This is a genomic window from Mycolicibacter icosiumassiliensis (assembly GCF_900078685.2).
GTDB lineage: Bacteria > Actinomycetota > Actinomycetes > Mycobacteriales > Mycobacteriaceae > Mycobacterium > Mycobacterium icosiumassiliensis.
Genome location: NZ_LT546166.1, coordinates 2,896,999 through 2,916,919 on the forward strand (window position 1 = coordinate 2,896,999; position 19,921 = coordinate 2,916,919).

Below are 19,921 nucleotides of genomic sequence, written 5' to 3' on the forward strand. Positions count from 1 at the left end.
CGGCCGGCCCCACCGTTTCCGCCGGTGCCGCCGACCCCGCCGTTGGTTTTCCCGAGGCCGTTGCCACCGACACCACCGGTGACGGTGGCAAGGGCGGCAACGGTGGTGACGGTGGCAACGGCCTCGGGAAAACCAACGGTGGGGTCGGCGGCACCGGCGGCACCGGCGGCAAGTCGGGCAGCGTGGCGGGCACAGCCGGCGCGACGCCGACCACACCCACCAACACGACCGGTGGCGACGGCACCGCCGGCGGCGCTGGAGCCGTGCACAAGGCGCCCAGCAGCTAACCCAACGGCCGAAAGCCCCGCACACACCACGTGCGGGGCTTTCGTCGTCATGTCGATAAGATCGACGCTTGCGTCTCAGCCAAAATCACAGCCAGTAGGGGGAGTTTCCTCGCGTGGGCGAACAACCAGTCGACCCGACCGTCGTCTCCGACGTGACCCTGACCACGGCGCTGCAGGCGGCGCAGACCGCATTTGCCGCGGCCGCCGACCTAGATGCGTTGGCCCACGCCAAAACCGAGCACCTGGGCGACAAGGCGCCGCTGGCGCTGGCACGCCAGGCGCTGGCCAAGCTGGACAAGGCCGACCGCGCCGACGCCGGCAAGCGCGTCAACGCGGTCCGCACTGACGCCCAGCGCGCCTATGACCAGCGCTTGGCGGCCCTGCGCGCCGAGCGTGACGCCGCCGTGCTGGCCGCCGAAAGCATCGACGTCACGCTGCCCTCGGCCCGCAGGCTCGTCGGCGCCCGCCACCCCATCACCATGCTGGCCGAACACGTCGCCGACACCTTCGTCGCGATGGGCTGGGAACTGGCCGAAGGCCCCGAGGTGGAAGCCGAACACTTCAATTTCGACGCGCTGAACTTCCCGGTCGACCACCCCGCGCGCAGCGACCAGGACACCTTCCAGATCGCCCCGCCCGGATCGCGCCAACTGCTGCGCACCCACACCTCCCCGGTGCAGATCCGCGCCCTGCTGGCCCGCGAACTGCCGGTCTACGTCGTCTCGATCGGGCGCACCTTCCGCACCGACGAGCTCGACGCCACCCACACCCCGGTGTTCCACCAGGTCGAGGGGCTGGCGGTCGACCGCGGACTGACCATGGCGCACCTGCGCGGCACCCTGGATGCCTTCGCCCAATCGGAGTTCGGCCCGGCCGCCAGGACCCGCATCCGGCCGCACTTCTTCCCGTTCACCGAGCCATCGGCCGAGGTCGACATCTGGTTCGAGGGCAAGAAGGGCGGACCCGGCTGGGTGGAATGGGGCGGTTGCGGAATGGTGCACCCCAACGTGCTGCGCGCGGTGGGCGTCGACCCGGCCGAATACTCCGGCTTCGCCTTCGGCATGGGATTGGAGCGAACCCTGCAGTTCCGCAACGGAATCCCCGATATGCGTGACATGGTCGAGGGCGATATCCGGTTCTCCCTGCCGTTCGGGGTGGGTGCCTGATGCGCATTCCCTACAGCTGGTTGCGAGAGACCCTGATCGCCGGCACGCCGGGTTTCGACATCTCTGCCGGCGAGCTCGAGCAGGCGCTGCTGCGGATCGGCCACGAGGTCGAAGCCGTGCACACCCTGGGGCCGGTTACCGGGCCGTTCAAGATCGGCCGGGTCGTCGAGATCGAGGAGCTCACCGAGTTCAAGAAGCCGATCCGGGCCTGCCGCGTCGACGTCGGCGAAGCCGAGCCGCGTGACATCGTCTGTGGCGCCAGCAATTTCGCCGTCGGTGATCTGGTGGCGGTGGCACTGCCGGGAGCGGTGCTGCCCGGTGACTTCGCTATCGCCACCCGCAAGACCTACGGCCGCACCTCCGACGGCATGATCTGCTCAGCATCCGAAATACGGTTGAGCACCGACCATTCGGGCATCTTGGTGCTGCCGGCGGGCACGGCCGAGCCGGGCGCGGACGCCGCCGCAGTGCTGGGCCTCGACGACGTGGTCTACGAGCTGGCCATCACCCCCGACCGCGGTTACTGCATGTCGGTGCGAGGGCTGGCTCGCGACATCGCCTGCGCCCTGGACCTGGATTTTGCCGACCCAGCTGTGGTGCCGGCGTTGCCCGCCGAGGGCGAGGCCTGGCCACTGAGCGTGCAGCCGGGCACCGGGGTGCGCCGTTTCGCGCTGCGCAGCGTCACCGGCATCGACCCGGCGGCGGTCTCGCCGTGGTGGCTGCAACGCCGACTGGCGCTGTGCGGCATCCGCTCGATCTCCCCGGCCGTCGACGCCACCAACTACGTCATGGTCGAACTCGGCCACCCGATGCACGCCCACGACCGGGCCCGCATCACCGGCGGATTCGACGTCCGCTTCGCCGCGGCCGGCGAGACCGTCACCACGCTGGACGACATCGAACGCAAACTGGAGCCGGTCGACGTGCTCATCGTCGACGACGTCGCCACCGCGGCCATTGGCGGCGTGATGGGCTCGGGTAGCACCGAAATGCGCGACGACTCAACCGATGTGCTGCTGGAGGCCGCGATCTGGGACCCCGCGGCGGTGTCGCGGACCGCACGGCGACTGCACCTGCCCAGCGAGGCGGCCCGGCGCTACGAACGCTCCGTGGACCCGGCCATCTCGGTGGCCGTGCTGGACCGCTGCGCGACATTGCTGGCCGAGATCGCCGGGGGAGTCATCGGGGCGGGCCTGACCGACTGGCGCGGTGATCCGCCGATGCAGGACTGGAGCCAGGCGCCCGTCGAGATCGCTGCCGACCTGCCGGACCGCATCGCGGGGGTGAGCTACCGCGAGGGCACCACCGTTCGGCGGCTGACCCAGATCGGCTGCGACGTGTCCGTTGACGGTTCCCGTTTGACCGTCACCCCGCCGAGCTGGCGGCCCGACCTGCGCCAGCCCGCCGACCTGGTCGAAGAGGTGCTGCGNGCTACCGCGAGGGCACCACCGTTCGGCGGCTGACCCAGATCGGCTGCGACGTGTCCGTTGACGGTTCCCGTTTGACCGTCACCCCGCCGAGCTGGCGGCCCGACCTGCGCCAGCCCGCCGACCTGGTCGAAGAGGTGCTGCGGCTGGAAGGACTGGAGTCCATCCCCTCGGTGCTGCCGACCGCACCGGCCGGACGCGGCCTGACCGCCACCCAGCGCCGGCGCCGCGCGATTGGCAAGTCCTTGGCCCTAGCCGGCTACATCGAGGTACTCACCACGCCGTTCTTGCCCGCCGGGGTGTTCGACACCTGGGGTCTGGCCGACGACGACCCGCGCCGCAACACCGTGTCGGTGCTCAACCCGCTGGAGTCCGACCGGCCACAACTGGCCAGCACCCTGCTGCCCGGTCTGTTGGAAGCCTTGGGCCGCAATGTGTCCCGCGGAATGAGTGACGTCGCGCTGTTCACCATCGCCCAGGTGGTGCAGTCGGCGGGGCCGGGCCAGTTCCCGGCCGTCACGCCGGCCCGACGCCCGACCGCCGACGAGATCGCCGGAATCGACGCCGCCCTGCCACGCCAGCCACAACACATCGCGGTGGCGCTGACCGGCCTGGCCGAGCCCCGCGGTCCGTGGGGGCCGGGCCGGCCCGTCGAAGCCGCCGACGCCATCGAGGCGGCCCGGATCATCGCGCGCGCCAGCGGTGTCGAGGTCACCCTGCGCTCCGGGGCGTATCTGCCGTGGCATCCGGGCCGCTGCGCCGAGGTGCTGGTGGGCGAGACCGTGATCGGCCACGCCGGGCAATTACACCCGGCCGTCATCGAGCGTGCCGGGCTGCCCAAGGGCACCTGCGCCGTCGAACTCGACCTGGACGCCATCCCGGTCACGTCAGCGCTGCCCGCGCCCCGGGTGTCGCCGTTCCCGGCGGTCTTCCAGGATCTGGCCCTGGTGGTCGATGAGAAGGTGACCGTCCAATCGGTGGCCGACGCGGTGCGCGAGGGCGCCGGTGAGCTGCTGGAGGACATCGCGCTGTTCGACGTCTACACCGGCCCGCAGGTCGGTGAGGGCCGCAAGTCGCTGGCGTTCGCGCTGCGCTTCCGGGCCGCCGATCGCACGCTGACCGAAGACGAGGCCAGCGCCGCCCGCGACGCCGCGGTGCGCTGCGCCGCCGAGCGACTAGGCGCCGTGCTGCGCGGGTAACTCCGCGCGAGCTGGCGGCACCACCCACCTGCGCGAGCGTGCGCGTTTGCACGCGACTACGCCGGCCCTTCGTACAACGCCGCACGTTCGCGGGCTATCGCCAACCCCGGTGCTGGGGCATGCTGAGAGGCGCCACCGGCACTTCGAGGGGAGTTGGCTCGATGCACGAACCCGACATCTATGACGTCGTCGTACTCGGCGCCGGACCGGTCGGTGAGAACGTCGCCGACCGTGCCCGGGCCGCCGGATTAACCGTGGCGATCGTGGAACGCGAACTCATCGGCGGCGAATGCTCCTACTGGGCCTGCGTACCCAGCAAGGCCCTGCTGCGGCCGGTGCTCGCGGTGGACGACGCTCGCCGCGTGGCCGGCGCTCGGGAAGCCGTCACGTCCCCGATCGACGCCGCCGGAGTCTTCGGGCGCCGCAATCACTATGTGGGGGATTGGGACGACTCCGGGCAGGCGGACTGGATCGAGGGGATCGGCGCGACGCTGGTGCGCGGCCACGGACGGCTGGACGGTCCGCGGCGGGTGGTCGTCGCCACTGACGGTGGCGACATGAGGCTGACCGCCCGGCATGCCGTCGTGGTCTGCACCGGAACCCGGGCGGCCCTGCCGGATCTGCCGGGCATGGCCGAAGCCCGGCCGTGGACCAATCGCGAAGCCACCGAAGCCATGTCGGTGCCCGGGCGCCTCGCCGTGGTCGGTGCCGGTGGCGTGGGTGTCGAAATGGCCACCGCCTGGCAGGGTTTGGGCGCTGCGGTGACGCTGTTGGTGCGCGGATCGGGGTTGCTGCCGCGGATGGAGCCGTTCGTCGGTGAATACGTCGCTCGCGGGCTGGCCGACGCCGGCGTCGACGTGCGCACGGGGGTGTCGGTCGCCCGGCTGGTGCGACCCAAGGGCGACGGTCCGGTGCGTCTGGAATTGACCAGCGGCAGTGAGCTGGAGGTTGATGAGATCTTGTTCGCGACGGGCCGCGCGCCCCTCACCGAGGACATCGGTCTGGAAACCGTCGGGCTGACCCCCGGCGACTGGCTGGACGTCGACGACACCTGCCAAGTGCGCGCCATCGAGGACGGATGGCTGTACGCGTGCGGCGACGCCAATCACCGGGCCTTGCTGACGCACGAAGGCAAATACCAAGCGCGTATCGCCGGTGATGCCATCGGCGCCCGCGCTGCCGGGACGGCGCTGGACACCGCGCCGTGGGGTGTCCACGCCGCCACCGCCGACCATCACGCCGTGCCGCAGGTCTTCTTCACCGACCCCGAAGCGGCCGCCGTGGGGCTCACCGCCGAGCAGGCCGAGCGGGCCGGCCACCGGGTGCAGGTGGTGGACGTGGAGATCGGCGACACCGTCACCGGCGCCAAGCTGCACGCCGACGGCTACCGCGGGCGGGCGCGCATGGTGGTCGACGCCGACGAGTTGGTCCTGCTCGGCGTGGCATTCGTCGGTCCGGGCGTGGCCGAGCTGCTGCACTCGGCCACCATTGCCGTCGCCGGGCGGGTGCCGATGCGCCGGCTGTGGCACGCGGTGCCGTGTTTCCCGACGATCAGCGAGATCTGGCTGCGCCTGTTGGAGGCCTACCGTGATGCCGAATCGGTCTGACGGTCGGCTACCGTCAATCACCGGCGGCGAAGGTGCGTAGTTGCACGACGACACGCCGCTAGATGCCGGGCAAACACCCTCGCGGGAAAACGTAATTAATTTGCATCAGTACGCATAGACATGCAAAGCTGCCTCTGTGACCAAAGCGATCAAAGTGGCGGTGGCGGGTGCCAGCGGCTACGCCGGCGGAGAGATCCTGCGGCTGCTGCTGGGGCATCCGGCCTACGCCGCCGGCCGGCTGAGCATCGGCGCGCTGACCGCCGCCGGCAACGCCGGCAGCACCCTGGGCGAACAACACCCGCATCTGGTGCCCCTGGCCGACCGCGTGCTCGAGCCGACCGAGGTCGACGTCCTCTCCGGGCATGACGTGGTGTTTCTCGGTCTGCCGCACGGGCATTCGGCGGTACTGGCCGAGCAGCTCGACGACCACACCGTGGTGGTGGATTGCGGCGCGGACTTCCGGCTGGGCGATCCAACCGATTGGGAACGTTTCTACGGCTCGGCGCACGCCGGCACCTGGCCCTACGGACTGCCGGAGCTGCCGGGCGGCCGCGACAAACTCAAGGACGCCCGGCGCATCGCGGTGCCGGGCTGCTATCCGACCGCGGCGCTGCTGGCGCTGGTCCCGGCCGTTGCCGCCGGACTGGTGGAACCCGACGTCACCGTGGTCGCGGTCAGCGGCACCTCCGGTGCCGGCAAGGCCGCCAAGGTCGACCTGCTCGGTTCGGAGGTGATCGGATCGGCGCGGGCCTACAACATCGGCGGCGCCCACCGGCACACCCCGGAGATCAGCCAGGGGCTGCAGGCGCTCACCCACCGCGACGTCAGCGTTGCGTTCATCCCGGTACTGATCCCGACCTCGCGGGGCATCCTGGCCACCTGCACCGCCAAGACCACGGCACCGCTGTCCGAACTGCGCGCGGTCTACGAAAAGGCCTACCACGACGAGCCGTTCGTGCACCTGCTGCCGCAGGGGCAGCTGCCCAAGACCGGATCGGTGATCGGCAGCAACGCCGCGCACCTGGCGGTCGCCGTCGACGAGGACGCCTCGACGTTCATCGCGATCGCCGCGATCGACAACCTGGTCAAGGGCACCGGCGGCGCCGCGGTGCAGGCGATGAACCTGGCGCTGGGCTGGCCGGAGACCGAAGGACTCTCGGTGGTAGGAGTGGCACCGTGACCGACAACGTACGGCTGGTGCGCGAGCAGGGCGTCACCGCACCCGAGGGCTTCCGGGCCGCCGGCATTGCCGCCGGCATCAAGGCGTCCGGAAAGCCGGACCTGGCACTGGTATTCAACGAGGGACCGGACTACACGGCCGCCGGCGTGTTCACCAGCAACCAGGTGAAGGCCGCACCGGTGCAGTGGAGCCAGCAGGTGCTCAAGACCGGACGGCTGCGGGCGGTGATCCTGAACTCCGGTGGCGCCAACGCCTGCACCGGTCCAGGTGGCTTCCAAGACACCCACACCACCGCCGAAGCCGTGGCCGCCGCGCTGTCGCAGTGGGGCACCGAGACCGGCGCCATCGAAGTCGCGGTCTGCTCCACCGGGCTGATCGGCGACCGGCTGCCGATGGACAAGCTGCTGCCCGGTGTCACCGAGGTGGTGCAGGAAATGGCCGGCGGACTGGTCGGTGGCGACGAGGCCGCCCGCGCCATCATGACCACCGACACCGTGCCCAAACAGGTTGCGCTGCACCACAACGACAAGTGGACCCTGGGCGGTATGGCCAAGGGTGCCGGCATGCTCGCGCCCTCGCTGGCCACCATGCTGGTGGTGCTGACCACCGACGCCAAGGCCGGCGCCGAGGCACTTGATCTCGCGTTGCGCCGGGCCGCCGCGTTGACGTTCGACCGGCTCGACATCGACGGCAGCTGCTCCACCAACGACACGGTCCTGCTGCTCTCGTCCGGTGCCAGTGAGATCACCCCCAGCCAGGACGAGCTCGACGCCGCGGTGCTGGCAGTCTGCGATGACCTGTGCGCCCAACTTCAGGCCGACGCCGAGGGCGTCACCAAGCGGGTGACCATCACCGTCACCGGCGCCGGTGGCGACGACGACGCCCTGGTCGCAGCCCGGATTGTGGCTCGCGACAGTCTGGTCAAGACCGCGCTGTTCGGCTCGGACCCCAACTGGGGGCGGGTGCTGGCGGCCGTCGGGATGGTGCCGTTCGCCATCAACCCGGACCGGATCACGGTGTCGTTCAACGGCTCCCCGGTGTTCCACGACGGTATGCCGATGCCGGGTGCCCGGGAGGTCGACCTGTCCGGGGCGGACATCGATGTGACTGTCGAACTCAACTTGGGCAGCGGGCACGCCATGGTCCGTACTACCGACCTGTCGCACGCCTACGTCGAAGAGAATTCCGCGTACAGCTCATGACCGAACTCACCACCACCGTCAAGGCGCAGGTGCTGGCCGAAGCCCTACCGTGGCTCAAGCAGCTGCACGGCAAGATCGTCGTGGTCAAATACGGCGGCAACGCCATGACCGACGACACCCTCAAGCACGCGTTCGCCGCCGACATGGCCTTCCTGCGCAACTGCGGCATCCACCCGGTGGTGGTGCACGGCGGCGGACCGCAGATCAGCGCCATGCTCAAACGGCTCGGCATCGAAGGTGACTTCAAGGGCGGATTCCGGGTCACCACACCGGAAGTGCTCGACGTGGCGCGCATGGTGCTGTTCGGCCAGGTCGGCCGCGAACTCGTCGGCCTCATCAACGCCCACGGCCCGTACGCGGTCGGCATCACCGGAGAGGACGCCGCGCTGTTCACCGCGGTGCGGCGCAGCGTCACCGTCGACGGGATCGCCACCGACATCGGGCTGGTCGGCGACGTCGACCAGGTCAATACCGCCGCGGTGCTGGATCTGATTGCCGCAGGCCGGATTCCGGTGGTATCCACCCTGGCGCCCGACCCCGACGGGGTGGTGCACAACATCAACGCCGACACCGCCGCGGCCGCCCTGGCCGAAGCGTTGCAGGCCGAGAAGTTGCTGATGCTCACCGACGTGGACGGCCTCTACACCGACTGGCCCAATACCGATTCGCTGGTCAGTGAGATCGACACCGCGACACTGGAGCAACTGCTGCCGAGCCTGGAGTCCGGCATGATCCCCAAAGTCGAAGCCTGCCTGCGCGCCGTCCGCGGTGGGGTGCCCAGCGCCCACATCATCGACGGCCGCGTCGAACACTGCGTGCTGGTCGAGCTTTTCACCCACGCCGGCACCGGAACCAAGGTGGTAAACCCATGACAACCCTGCAAGACCGCTGGCAAGCGGTGATGATGAACAACTACGGCACCCCGCCGCTGGCACTGGTCAGCGGCGAGGGTGCGGTGGTCACCGACGAGACCGGCAAGAGCTACGTCGATCTGCTCGGCGGCATCGCGGTCAACGTGCTCGGCCATCGGCACCCGGCGGTGATCGAGGCCGTCACCACCCAGCTGAACACGTTGGGCCACACCTCGAACCTCTACGCCACCGAGCCGGGCATCGCCCTGGCCGAGGGCCTGGTCGACCATCTCGGCGCGCCGGCGCGGGTGTTCTTCTGCAACTCCGGGACCGAGGCCAACGAAGTCGCCTTCAAGATGACCCGGCTCACCGGCAAGACCAAGATCGTTGCCGCCCAAGGCGCATTCCACGGCCGGACCATGGGATCGCTGGCGCTGACCGGACAGCCCGACAAGCAGGCACCGTTCGCGCCGCTGCCCGGTGACATCACCCACGTGCCCTATGGCGACACCAAAGCACTGGCCGAGGCGGTCGATTCGACTACGGCCGCGGTCTTCCTGGAGCCGATCATGGGGGAGGGCGGCGTCGTCACCCCGCCGGCCGGCTACCTGGCCGAGGCCCGCGGCATCACCGCAGCGCACGGCGCCCTGCTGGTGCTCGACGAAGTGCAGACCGGGATCGGGCGCACCGGCGCCTTCTACGCCCACCAGCACGACGGGATCACCCCCGACATCATCACACTGGCCAAGGGCCTGGGCGGTGGCCTGCCCATCGGCGCCTGCCTGGCGGTCGGTGCGGCCGGTGACCTGCTGACCCCGGGTCTGCACGGCAGCACCTTCGGCGGCAACCCGGTCTGCACCGCGGCCGCGCTGGCGGTGCTGCGGGCGCTGGCCGACGGCGACCTGATCTCCCGGGCCGCCACGCTGGGCAAGACTCTGAGCCACGGCATCGAAGACCTGGGCCATCCGCTGGTCGACCATGTCCGCGGCAAGGGCCTGCTGCAGGGCGTCGTGCTGACCGAGCCGAAGGCCAAGGCCGTCGAACTGGCCGCTCGCGAGGCCGGCTTCCTGGTCAATGCCGCCGCGGCGGGCGTGGTCCGGTTGGCGCCGCCGCTGATCGTCACCGACGAGCAGATCGGCAGCTTCATCACCGCGCTGCCGGGCATCCTCGACACCGCGCAGGAGGCTGCAAAGTGATCCGCCACTTCCTGCGCGACGACGACGTCACCCCGGCCGAACAGGCCGAGATCCTTTCGTTGGCAGCCGAACTCAAAGCCGCGCCGTTCAGTCGCCGGCCGTTGGAAGGTCCCCGCGGGGTCGCGGTGATCTTCGACAAGAATTCCACCCGCACGCGGTTCTCCTTCGAGATCGGCATCGCCCAACTGGGCGGGCACGCCGTCGTCGTCGACGGGCGGTCCACCCAGCTGGGCCGCGACGAAACCCTGGAAGACACCGGACAGGTGCTCTCGCGCTACGTCGACGCCATCGTGTGGCGCACGTTCGCCCAGGACCGGTTGACCGCCATGGCCTCGACCGCCACGGTCCCGATCGTCAACGCGCTCTCCGACGAGTTCCACCCCTGCCAGGTGCTGGCCGACCTGCAGACCATTGCCGAACGCAAGGGCGCACTCAAAGGGCTCAAGCTGACCTACCTCGGCGACGGCGCCAACAACATGGCGCACTCGCTGATGCTCGGCGGCGTCACCGCCGGAGTGCACGTCACCGTCGCCGCCCCGGAAGGTTTCACCCCTGATCCCGCCGTGGTCGCCGCCGCCAAGCAGCGCGGCGCCGACACCGGCGCCTCGGTCACGCTCACCAACGATGCGGCCAAAGCCGCCGCCGGCGCGGACGTGTTGGTCACCGACACCTGGACCTCGATGGGTCAGGAGGACGACGGGCTGGACCGGGTGGCGCCATTTCGGCCCTTCCAGATCAACGACGAACTGGTCGGCCTAGCCGACCCGGACGTCACGGTGCTGCACTGCCTTCCGGCGCACCGCGGCGACGAGATCACCGACTCGGTGATCGACGGGCCGCACAGCGCGGTGTGGGACGAAGCCGAGAACCGGCTGCACGCGCAGAAGGCGCTGTTGGTGTGGTTGCTGGAACGGTCACGATGAGCCGCGCCGACAGCACCGTCACGCGAGCGGGCCGCCAGGCCCGCATCGTCGAGGTGCTGTCCTCAGCGTCGGTGCGCAGCCAGACCGAGCTGGCCGGCATCCTGGCCGCCGACGGCATCGAGGTCACCCAGGCCACCCTGTCCCGGGACCTCGAAGAGCTGGGCGCGGTGAAACTGCGGGGCCCCGATGGCGGAGTCGGCGGCTACGTCATCCCCGAAGACGGCAACCCGCTGCGCCTTTCCGGCGGCACTGACCGGCTCTGCCGGCTGTTGGGCGAGCTGCTGGTGTCCACCGACGCCACCGGAAATCTCGCCGTGCTGCGTACCCCGCCCGGGGCGGCGGACTACCTGGCCAGCGCCATAGATCGGGCCGCGCTACCGTACGTGGTCGGCACCATCGCCGGGGATGACACCATCTTCGTGGCGGCCCGTGAGCCGATGACCGGCGCAGAACTCGCCGCCACCCTCAACGACCTGCAATAACACCCAAAAGCACAAAGCACAAAGCAAGGAGAACTCGATGTCCGAACGCGTCATCCTGGCGTATTCCGGCGGCCTGGACACTTCGGTGGCGATCAGCTGGATCGGCAAGGAGACCGGCCGCGAAGTCGTCGCCGTCGCCATCGACCTCGGCCAGGGCGGCGAGGACATGGAGGTGGTGCGCCAGCGGGCCCTGGACTGCGGTGCGGTGGAAGCCGTCGTGGTCGACGCCCGCAACGAGTTCGCGGACGAGTACTGCCTGCCGACCATCAAGGCCAACGCGCTCTACATGGATCGCTACCCGCTGGTCTCGGCCATCAGCCGGCCGCTGATCGTCAAGCACCTGGTGGAAGCCGCGCGTAGCCACGGCGGCACCATCGTCGCCCACGGCTGCACCGGCAAGGGCAACGACCAGGTCCGCTTCGAGGTCGGCTTTGCCTCGCTGGCTCCCGAACTGAACGTCATCGCCCCGGTCCGCGACTACGCCTGGACCCGGGAGAAGGCCATCGCGTTCGCCGAGCAGAACGACATCCCGATCAACGTCACCAAGCGCTCGCCATTCTCCGTCGACCAGAACGTGTGGGGCCGCGCGGTGGAGACCGGGTTCCTCGAGGACCTGTGGAATGCCCCGACCAAGGACGTCTACGACTACACCGAGGACCCGACGGTCAATTTCAACGCCCCCGACGAGCTGATCATCAGCTTCGACAAGGGCCGCCCGGTGGCCATCGACGGTCGCCCGCTCAGCGTGCTGGAGATCATCCAGGAGCTCAACACCCGGGCCGGCGCACAGGGCGTGGGACGCCTCGACGTGGTCGAGGATCGACTGGTGGGCATCAAGAGCCGCGAGATCTACGAGGCGCCCGGCGCCATGGTGCTGATCACCGCGCACACCGAGCTCGAGCACGTCACCCTGGAACGCGAACTGGGCCGCTACAAGCGCGGGGTGGACCGCAAGTGGGGCGAGCTCACCTACGACGGCCTGTGGTTCAGCCCGCTCAAGCGGTCGCTGGAGGTGTTCGTCGAGGACACTCAGCAGCACGTGTCCGGTGACATCCGCCTGGTGCTGCACGGTGGCAGCATCATCATCAACGGCCGGCGCAGCGCGGAGTCGCTCTATGACTTCAACCTGGCCACCTACGACGAGGGCGACACCTTCGACCAGACCGCGGCGCGCGGCTTCGTCCAGATCCATGGGTTGAGCTCCAAGATCTCCGCCCGCCGGGATTTGGGCTCGTGAGCAGCCTCCTTCTTCACCGCGAGTGTGAATCTCACGACGCGACACGCCGGTGCGGCGTCGTGAGATTCACAGTCGGCGAGGAGGACTAGGCGGTGAGCACCAACGAGGGATCACTGTGGGGCGGACGGTTCGCCGAGGGGCCGTCCGACGCGCTGGCGGCGCTGAGCAAATCCACGCACTTCGACTGGGTGCTGGCCCCCTACGACGTGGCCGCGTCCAAAGCACACGCCAAGGTGCTGCACGGCGCCGGGCTACTCACCGCCGAGCAGCGTGACGGCCTGCTGGCCGGCCTGGACAGCCTCGGCGAAGACGTCGCCGACGGCAGCTTCGGGCCGCTGGTCACCGACGAGGACGTGCACGGCGCGCTGGAGCGCGGTCTGATCGACCGGGTGGGTGCAGACCTGGGCGGCCGGCTGCGGGCCGGGCGGTCGCGAAATGACCAGGTGGCCACGCTGTTTCGGATGTGGCTGCGTGACGCGGTGCGCCGCGTCGCGGCCGGAGTGCTCGACGTGGTCGAGGCGCTGGCCCACCAGGCCGGCGCCCACCCGAGTGCCATCATGCCGGGCAAGACGCACCTGCAGTCCGCGCAGCCGGTGCTGCTGGCACACCACCTGCTGGCCCATGCCCACCCGCTGCTGCGCGACGTGGACCGGATCGTCGACTTCGACGCCCGCGCCGCGATCTCACCGTACGGGTCGGGCGCGCTGGCCGGCTCGTCCCTGGGCCTGAACCCGGACGCCATCGCCGCCGAACTCGGGTTCACCGCGGCCGCGGACAACTCGATCGATGCCACCGCCGCCCGCGACTTCGCTGCCGAGGCCGCGTTCGTGTTCGCGATGATCGCCGTCGACCTGTCCCGGCTGGCCGAAGACATCATCCTTTGGAGTTCAACGGAATTCGGCTACGCCGTGCTGCACGACTCCTGGTCGACCGGCAGCTCGATCATGCCGCAGAAGAAGAACCCCGACATCGCCGAGCTGGCCCGCGGTAAGTCCGGTCGGTTGATCGGCAACCTGACCGGTTTGTTGGCGACGCTCAAAGCCCAGCCGCTGGCCTACAACCGGGACCTGCAGGAGGACAAGGAGCCGGCATTCGACTCGGCGGCGCAGCTCGAGCTGCTGTTGCCGGCGATGGCCGGGCTGGTCGGCACCTTGCGCTTCGACACCGAGCGGATGGTCGGGCTGGCACCAGCCGGCTACACCCTTGCCACCGACATCGCCGAATGGCTGGTGCGCCAAGGTGTTCCGTTCCGCATCGCGCACGAGGCGGCCGGTGCGGCGGTGAAGGCCGCCGAGCAGCGCGGCGTTGGCCTCGACGAGCTGACCGACGACGAACTGGCTGCCATCAGCTCGGACCTCACCCCGCGGGTGCGTGAGGTGCTCACGGTCGAGGGATCGGTCGGCTCTCGTGACGCCCGCGGCGGAACCGCGCCGGTGCGGGTGGCCGAGCAGCTGGCCGGTTTGCGGGAACGCACCGCCGAGCAGCGCCGGTGGCTCAACGGCTGATTTCCGCCACCGGGTCAGCGGCAGTACGACGCCAGGTTCTCGGCGAGCTCGTCGAACAAGTCCTGGTTGAGTCCGAATGCGACCCTAACCTCGTCGACCACCCCGTCGATTTCGTCGGGCGCCAGCGCGAGCTCGTCGAGGCGGGCACGGTAGGCGTCCTTGTACGGTTTCGCCCGCACCGGAAACTCATAGAACGACAGGCCGGCGCCGCCGAGCCCGAACGTGCGGTCCAGCACGCGCCCGATCGCCTGGCCGCCGGAGAGGTCCCCGAGGTAGCGGGTGTAGTGGTGGGCCAGCAACGCGCTGCTCGAGGCGGCAGCAATCCGCTCGCAATAGGCTTGGGCGGCAGGTGAATCGACCTCCGCGACGGCTCCGCCGGCCCAGAACCCCAGGTCGGCGTCGATCGCTGCGAGCCGCTCGAGGGCGGGGTCGTACACCGACGCGACGAGGGTGTCATCCCGGTTCGCCCGCACCGCGGCCTCCAGTGCGGCGTAGACCATCCGTAACCGCAACAGGTAGTCGACGTAGCCCTGTTCGTTGACCTTGCCGCCCATCAGTTCTGACACAAACGGCGAGGCCTCGGCAGCGTCGTGTGCCGCTTGCGATCCTTCCCGCATCGCGGTGGACAACGATCGGACGGCATCGGGGTCAAGCGGGGCCTTCAGCGGCATGCTGTGATCCGTTCCCTTCGTCGTGGGTGCTCTCATTGGTCCAGCTGCCCGGCATCATCGGAGTGGTGGCCCCGTTGCCGAATGCATCTTCCGCCAGCGTAGTGAGTCCGGCCGGGTCCGCCAGTCCAGACTTCGCCGCAGTGCCCGTCGATCCGATCGCGATGCTGCCCGAGGCACTGACTCCGGTCTGTTGTTCAGGGAGCGGCGCAGCGGGCGCCTCGCCGTCGGAGGTGATGAACTCGTAGCGATAGCCACGTGCTTTGACGTCAGCGCCGCGACGTTTGCGAGTCCTGGCCTTTCTGGCCGAAGCAGCCACTGCTGTGGCGTCCGCGGCTTCACTGGCGTTCCTGGAACGACGCGAAACCTCGGGTGCCCGCTGCTGCATGGGTGGGCCGAAGCCCACCCCGGGGCCGCCTCCGCCAATCGCGTAATACAGCGGTGGGGCGCCGGTAGCCGGGGGCGGATTCAGTACCGGCGGTGCTGGTGCGGTGGTCATGCTGGCGGGTGCCGGAGCCGGAGCGGGCGGCGTGGACAGCGCAGAAGCCGGGGGAGTTGGAACCACGACTGCCGCCGGCAGGCTCTGTGGCGTGACGACCGGCGGTACCTCTACGGCGGGGACCTGGGCCAGGTAGGCGAGCCCGGATAATCCCAATGCGATCGGGATCGCCGACGAGGCTGCCGCCGGCCCCATGATCGCGGCGTAGATCGGCGTGCCCATCACACCGAAGGTTGCCGCATAGGCGAAGAGGTAGAACAGCGGTAGCCAGGTGGTTGCCGCCGCCGCTGGGTCGGTCGCAAAGTCGATGACGATCTGGTACAGGGTGCCGAGTGGATCGGACAACACTCGTTTGAGCATTCGATACATGCTGCTGAAGTGCTCGGACCACGACAGCCACTCCTCGATGGGGTCGGTGAAGGCGGCGGACCCCGCCTCACCGACACCCGGATCGAGGACAGCCGGCGCCGGCGCCGGCTGCGGTGTTGCTGCCACTGTTGCCGCGGAGACAGCCTGATAGACGCTCATGGTGGTGGCGGCCTGCAGCCACATCCGGATGTAGTCCGCCTCGGTGACTGCGATCGGGATCGCGTTGATACCGAAGAAGTTTGTCGCCACCAACACGCTCAGCGTCGCGCGGTTGGCGGCCAGTTCGGCGACGGTCGGCATGGCTGCCAGGGCGGCGGTGTAGTCGCCGGCCGCCGTCTGGAGTTGGGCGGCAGCACTGGCGCTGTTCGCACCGGCCTGCATCAGCCAGGCCAGGTAAGGCGCGTGTGCGGCAAGGTAGCGGGCCGCGGCTTGGCCCTCCCACGTCCCGGCCTGCACGGCACCCAGGATTGTCGTGAGTTCGGTTGCAGCCGTGGTGTATTCGCTGCTTAGTGCGGTCCAGGCGTCGGCCGCTGCCAACAGCGGCCCGGCCCCCACCCCGCTGCTGAGCAGGGTGGAGTGCACCTCGGGGGGCAAGGCCATCCAGATGGGCGCGGTCATGGTCGCGCGGAGACGGTGTGAGAGTTCATCATTGGCTGTCCGGGGGAGCGATACCTCCCGCCACCCGCCTCCTGTCAATGGTTAGGCTAACCTAAAGCAGGCTACCCTAACTTAACGTGGCGTCAAGACCGCCGCGCTTGCCGATTCGCGGTGCGCCCGGACTCACGCGACGTCGCCGTCGACCTGTCTTTGCTGTCCGACGGCATCATCCTGTGGAGTGCAACGGAATTCGGCTGTGCAGTTGCTGCGCGCCCCCTGGTCGACCGCAGTTCGATCAAGCCGCAGAGGTGGTCGCGCTACCGGTTGACAGCGTCCCGCCCGGGGGTCACCATGGCAAGTGCCAACACCTCGATAGGCGAGGCTCCTGTGTGAACAAAGGCCACTGATCTGACGACGTCGAGAGACGCCCAAGGTTAGGACAGGTCGTCCCGGATTAAGGTGCGACCCAAAGTGGCTTCCCGCTGGGATACGTCGCGCAGTGCCGAAGCTCTAACGAGTGGGGTGTACGCCAATGAATTTCGGGTGTCCGCATCGATGATGCCGCGTTGATGTCCGTTCGGCCCGAGGAGGTGAGTGACGTGAGTAGCGGTGATAGTCCCGGTCCTAATCCGCCGTCCCGTCCGTTTCCCACCCTCGGCCAGGTTCTGACCGTCACGGCCTGACGACTAGGTTCCTACCCTTCGCATCAGCGCGCGGGTGTCGCTGTCGCGCGACCACAGGTGCCTGTCTTCGCGGTCGCAGAATCTGCATCACCGGAAGGCCCGACTATGTCGATGCGTACGGTCTCGACCCCCTCGCTCGGACGAAAGAAGTTGTCCGAAGGCAATTCTGCGACGATTCTGTCGGAGCGTCAGCTCGCACGGCTGGCCCAGTTCGCCGGGCTGTCTCGTGCGGACGTACTGGCTGCGTTGGAGACATCCGAGCACGGATTGCACACCCGGCAAACCGAGAGGCTGCTTCGTTCCTACGGTCGTAACGCTGTCCGGCATGACCGTCCTGCTCCGGCGATCATCCAGTTTCTGGCCACCTTCAAGAATCCGTTCATTCTGGTGTTGATCATGATCGGCGTGGTGATGTACGTCACGGATGTCGTGCTGGCGCCATCGCCCGAACACCGTTCCTACCAAGACGTTCTGATCGTCTCGGTGATGATCATCGTCAGTGTGACCCTGCGGTTCTGGCAGGAGTACCGCTCCGGTCGGGCCGCGGAGGCCCTGAAGGCCATGGTGTCGACGACCGCGACGGTTACCCGACATGTGGGTGGTGCGCCGATCATCCGGGAGCTGCCGATCGAGCAGCTCGTGCCGGGGGACTTGGTGCAGTTGGCGGCGGGCGACATGATCCCCGGCGATGTGCGGATCATTCGCGCTAAGGATCTGCAGGTAAATCAGGCGGTGGTCACCGGAGAGTCGATGCCCGCCGAAAAGCAGGGCGTGCAGCTCACGGACGTCGACTCGATGCACCCACTCGACATTGCCAACCTTGGGTTCATGGGTACCTCGGTGGTCTCTGGGTCGGGCACCGCGGTTGTGGTCAATACCGGCCGACGTACCTACTTCGGGGCCATGACCGCCAACTTGGCCGGCGCCCGACCGGAGACGAGCTTCGACGTGGGCGTGCGCAGCGTCAGCTTCTTGCTGATCAAGTTCATGCTCGTCATGGTTCCGGCGGTGTTCATCATCAACGGGCTGACCAAGAACTGGACGGATGCGCTGCTCTTCGGTATTGCGACCGCGGTCGGATTGACACCGGAGATGCTGCCGCTGGTGGTGACGGCGAACTTGGCCCGCGGCGCGGTGTCGCTGTCGCGCCACAAGGTCATCGTGAAACAGCTCAACGCGATTCAGAACTTCGGTGCGATGGACGTGTTGTGCACGGACAAGACGGGCACGCTCACCGAAGACCGGATCGTGCTTGAGGAGCATCTCGACGTCTACGGCCGTGTCAGCGATGACACGCTCCGACTGGCCGCGATCAACGCGTTCTTTCAGACCGGATTGCGCAACCTGCTGGACGCTGCGGTGCTCTCGGCGGCCGGACCGAAGCTGATCGGCGCGATCGTTGCTGAACATGGCCTGATCGACGAGATGCCCTTCGACTTCCGGCGCCGCCGCATGTCAGTGGTTGTCGACGACGCGGGATCCGACCTTATCGTCACCAAAGGTGCCGTGGAGGAGGTGCTTTCGGTGTGCACCACCGTCTTGGTCGGTGATGAGTATCGGGCGATCACGCCTGGGCTGGTAGCCGCCGTCGATCGGATGGTCGCCGGGCACAACGGGCAGGGCAAACGAGTGCTTGCCGTGGCGACGCGGCAGCTGTCGGAGGCCGAGGTCGCCGAGCACCCGCGCGAGTACCGAGCCGAAGACGAAGCCGGCATGGCCCTCGTTGGTTTTCTGACCTTCCTGGACCCGCCGAAGATGTCGGCCGCGAACGCCATCGCAGCGCTGCGTCAGCACGGCACCGCGGTGAAGGTGATCACCGGCGACAACCCGCTTGTGGCTGAAACCGTGTGCGGCAAGGTAGGCATCGACGTGAGCACCATCGTGACCGGCACGGAGATCGAGGCACTCGACGACGCCGCGATGGACGACATCGTCGCGGAGACCACGGTATTCGCCAAGATCGATCCGCTGCAGAAGGCGCGCATCGTCGAAGCATTGAAACGGCGCGGCCACACCGTCGGCTTCCTGGGCGACGGTGTCAATGATGCGCCGGCGTTGCGGGCCGCCGATGTCGGGATTTCGGTGGACACCGCAGTCGACATCGCCCGGGAATCCGCGGACATCATCCTGCTGGAGAAAGATCTGGGCGTTCTCGAACAAGGGGTCATCGAGGGGCGACGGACCTTCGCCAACATCCTCAAATACATCAAGATGACCGCGAGCTCGAATTTCGGCAACGTGCTCTCGGTGCTGGTGGCCAGTGCGCTGCTCCCGTTCCTGCCGATGATCCCGGCGGTCGTATTGGTGCAGAATCTGGTCTACGACCTCTCGATGCTCACCATTCCGTGGGACCGGGTCGATCGGGAGTTTCTGGACCGTCCCCGTCGATGGGCCGCCGACAGCATCGCGAGATTCATGGTGTGCATCGGGCCGATCAGCTCTATTTTCGACGTCACCACCTTTGCGCTGATGTGGTTTGTGTTCCGGGCGAACTCACTCGAACGCGCCGCGCTGTTTCAGTCGGGGTGGTTCATCGAATCGCTGATTTCTCAGACCCTGATCGTGCACATGATCCGCACCCAGCGGATCCCGTTTCTGCAGTCCCGGGCCGCGTGGCCTGTGCTGCTGACCACCGGCGCAGCATGCGTATTTGGGCTGGTGTTCCCGTTCAGCGGGTGGGGCCGGTCGCTGGGCTTGGTGGCCTTGCCGTGGAACTACTTTCTGTGGCTGGTTGCACTCCTGCTTGGATATTGCGTGCTGACCCAGTTGGCGAAAGTTGCGTTCATCAGACGCTTCGGCGGCTGGTTGTAGTCGCTCAGGCGCGGGCCGCGACGGGCCGCGTG

At 68.4% G+C, this 19,921-nt stretch carries 13 protein-coding genes, 3 pseudogenes and 1 riboswitch; of the genes and pseudogenes, 14 read left to right on the forward strand and 2 right to left on the reverse strand.

Annotation, left to right across the window (positions count from 1 at the left end; translation table 11 throughout):
• From BN4346_RS48185 to argH, 13 genes and pseudogenes are all read left to right on the forward strand, one after another.
• Nucleotides 1-287, forward strand: a pseudogene (locus BN4346_RS48185) (hypothetical protein); the annotation flags it as partial.
• A gap of 113 nt (nt 288-400) precedes the next feature.
• A complete protein-coding gene (pheS, locus tag BN4346_RS37845; RefSeq protein WP_067973671.1) occupies nt 401-1,453 on the forward strand; it encodes a phenylalanine--tRNA ligase subunit alpha in 1,053 nt (350 codons plus the stop codon).
• Nucleotides 1,453-2,865, forward strand: a pseudogene (locus tag BN4346_RS50070) (phenylalanine--tRNA ligase subunit beta); the annotation flags it as partial. The gene pheS and the pseudogene BN4346_RS50070, both read left to right, overlap by 1 nt.
• A 20-nt stretch (nt 2,866-2,885) precedes the next feature.
• Nucleotides 2,886-4,079, forward strand: a pseudogene (locus tag BN4346_RS50075) (phenylalanine--tRNA ligase subunit beta); the annotation flags it as partial.
• A gap of 161 nt (nt 4,080-4,240) precedes the next feature.
• Nucleotides 4,241-5,686: a dihydrolipoyl dehydrogenase family protein gene (locus tag BN4346_RS37860; protein ID WP_067973677.1), complete on the forward strand. Its 1,446-nt coding sequence runs from the start codon at nt 4,241-4,243 to the stop codon at nt 5,684-5,686.
• 136 nt (nt 5,687-5,822) lie between these two features.
• Nucleotides 5,823-6,866: an N-acetyl-gamma-glutamyl-phosphate reductase gene (gene argC, locus BN4346_RS37865; protein WP_067973679.1), complete on the forward strand. Its 1,044-nt coding sequence runs from the start codon at nt 5,823-5,825 to the stop codon at nt 6,864-6,866.
• The gene (argJ, locus tag BN4346_RS37870) at nt 6,863-8,068 is read left to right on the forward strand and encodes a bifunctional glutamate N-acetyltransferase/amino-acid acetyltransferase ArgJ (protein ID WP_067973682.1); all 1,206 of its coding nucleotides are present in this window, start codon (nt 6,863-6,865) and stop codon (nt 8,066-8,068) included. Before argC ends, argJ begins: the two co-directional genes overlap by 4 nt.
• Nucleotides 8,065-8,940, forward strand: a complete 876-nt coding sequence (gene argB, locus BN4346_RS37875) for an acetylglutamate kinase (protein ID WP_067973684.1) — start codon at nt 8,065-8,067, stop codon at nt 8,938-8,940. The genes argJ and argB overlap by 4 nt, the downstream gene beginning before the upstream one ends.
• Nucleotides 8,937-10,115, forward strand: coding sequence for an acetylornithine transaminase (locus tag BN4346_RS37880; RefSeq protein WP_067973687.1), 1,179 nt, complete (start codon nt 8,937-8,939; stop codon nt 10,113-10,115). The genes argB and BN4346_RS37880 overlap by 4 nt, the downstream gene beginning before the upstream one ends.
• Nucleotides 10,112-11,038 carry an ornithine carbamoyltransferase gene (gene argF, locus BN4346_RS37885; protein WP_067973689.1) on the forward strand — a complete coding sequence of 309 codons (927 nt, stop codon included), beginning with the start codon at nt 10,112-10,114 and terminating at the stop codon, nt 11,036-11,038. The genes BN4346_RS37880 and argF overlap by 4 nt, the downstream gene beginning before the upstream one ends.
• Complete coding sequence (locus BN4346_RS37890; protein ID WP_067973691.1) at nt 11,035-11,520, forward strand: arginine repressor; 486 nt, start codon at nt 11,035-11,037, stop codon at nt 11,518-11,520. The genes argF and BN4346_RS37890 overlap by 4 nt, the downstream gene beginning before the upstream one ends.
• A 37-nt stretch (nt 11,521-11,557) precedes the next feature.
• Nucleotides 11,558-12,757, forward strand: a complete 1,200-nt coding sequence (locus tag BN4346_RS37895; RefSeq protein WP_067973694.1) for an argininosuccinate synthase — start codon at nt 11,558-11,560, stop codon at nt 12,755-12,757.
• A gap of 92 nt (nt 12,758-12,849) precedes the next feature.
• The gene (gene argH / locus BN4346_RS37900; RefSeq protein WP_067973696.1) at nt 12,850-14,262 is read left to right on the forward strand and encodes an argininosuccinate lyase; all 1,413 of its coding nucleotides are present in this window, start codon (nt 12,850-12,852) and stop codon (nt 14,260-14,262) included.
• Nucleotides 14,263-14,276: 14 nt separating this feature from the next.
• Here argH and BN4346_RS37905 read toward each other — a convergent pair whose 3' ends face one another.
• Together BN4346_RS37905 and BN4346_RS37910 are read right to left on the reverse strand one after the other, a co-directional pair.
• Entirely contained in the window at nt 14,277-14,933 is a 657-nt protein-coding gene (locus BN4346_RS37905) for a biliverdin-producing heme oxygenase (protein WP_067973699.1), read from the reverse strand.
• Entirely contained in the window at nt 14,911-16,416 is a 1,506-nt protein-coding gene (locus BN4346_RS37910) for a PPE family protein (RefSeq protein ID WP_067973702.1), read from the reverse strand. Before BN4346_RS37910 ends, BN4346_RS37905 begins: the two co-directional genes overlap by 23 nt.
• Before the next feature lie 340 nt (nt 16,417-16,756).
• A riboswitch (M-box (ykoK) riboswitch) is annotated at nt 16,757-16,924 on the forward strand.
• A gap of 259 nt (nt 16,925-17,183) precedes the next feature.
• Between BN4346_RS37910 and mgtA the strand changes: the two genes are divergently transcribed.
• The gene (mgtA, locus tag BN4346_RS37920) at nt 17,184-19,889 is read left to right on the forward strand and encodes a magnesium-translocating P-type ATPase (protein WP_067973708.1); all 2,706 of its coding nucleotides are present in this window, start codon (nt 17,184-17,186) and stop codon (nt 19,887-19,889) included.
• The last annotated feature ends 32 nt before the right edge of the window (nt 19,890-19,921 follow it).

Coding starts and splice junctions, on each gene's coding strand:
- mgtA (WP_067973708.1), top strand. CDS start 17,184: ATGTCGATGCGTACGGTCTCGACCCCCTCGCTCGGACGAAAGAAGTTG.
- BN4346_RS37910 (WP_067973702.1), bottom strand. CDS start 16,416: ATGACCGCGCCCATCTGGATGGCCTTGCCCCCCGAGGTGCACTCCACC.
- BN4346_RS37880 (WP_067973687.1), top strand. CDS start 8,937: ATGACAACCCTGCAAGACCGCTGGCAAGCGGTGATGATGAACAACTAC.
- argB (WP_067973684.1), top strand. CDS start 8,065: ATGACCGAACTCACCACCACCGTCAAGGCGCAGGTGCTGGCCGAAGCC.
- BN4346_RS37905 (WP_067973699.1), bottom strand. CDS start 14,933: ATGCCGCTGAAGGCCCCGCTTGACCCCGATGCCGTCCGATCGTTGTCC.
- BN4346_RS37890 (WP_067973691.1), top strand. CDS start 11,035: ATGAGCCGCGCCGACAGCACCGTCACGCGAGCGGGCCGCCAGGCCCGC.
- BN4346_RS37860 (WP_067973677.1), top strand. CDS start 4,241: ATGCACGAACCCGACATCTATGACGTCGTCGTACTCGGCGCCGGACCG.
- BN4346_RS37895 (WP_067973694.1), top strand. CDS start 11,558: ATGTCCGAACGCGTCATCCTGGCGTATTCCGGCGGCCTGGACACTTCG.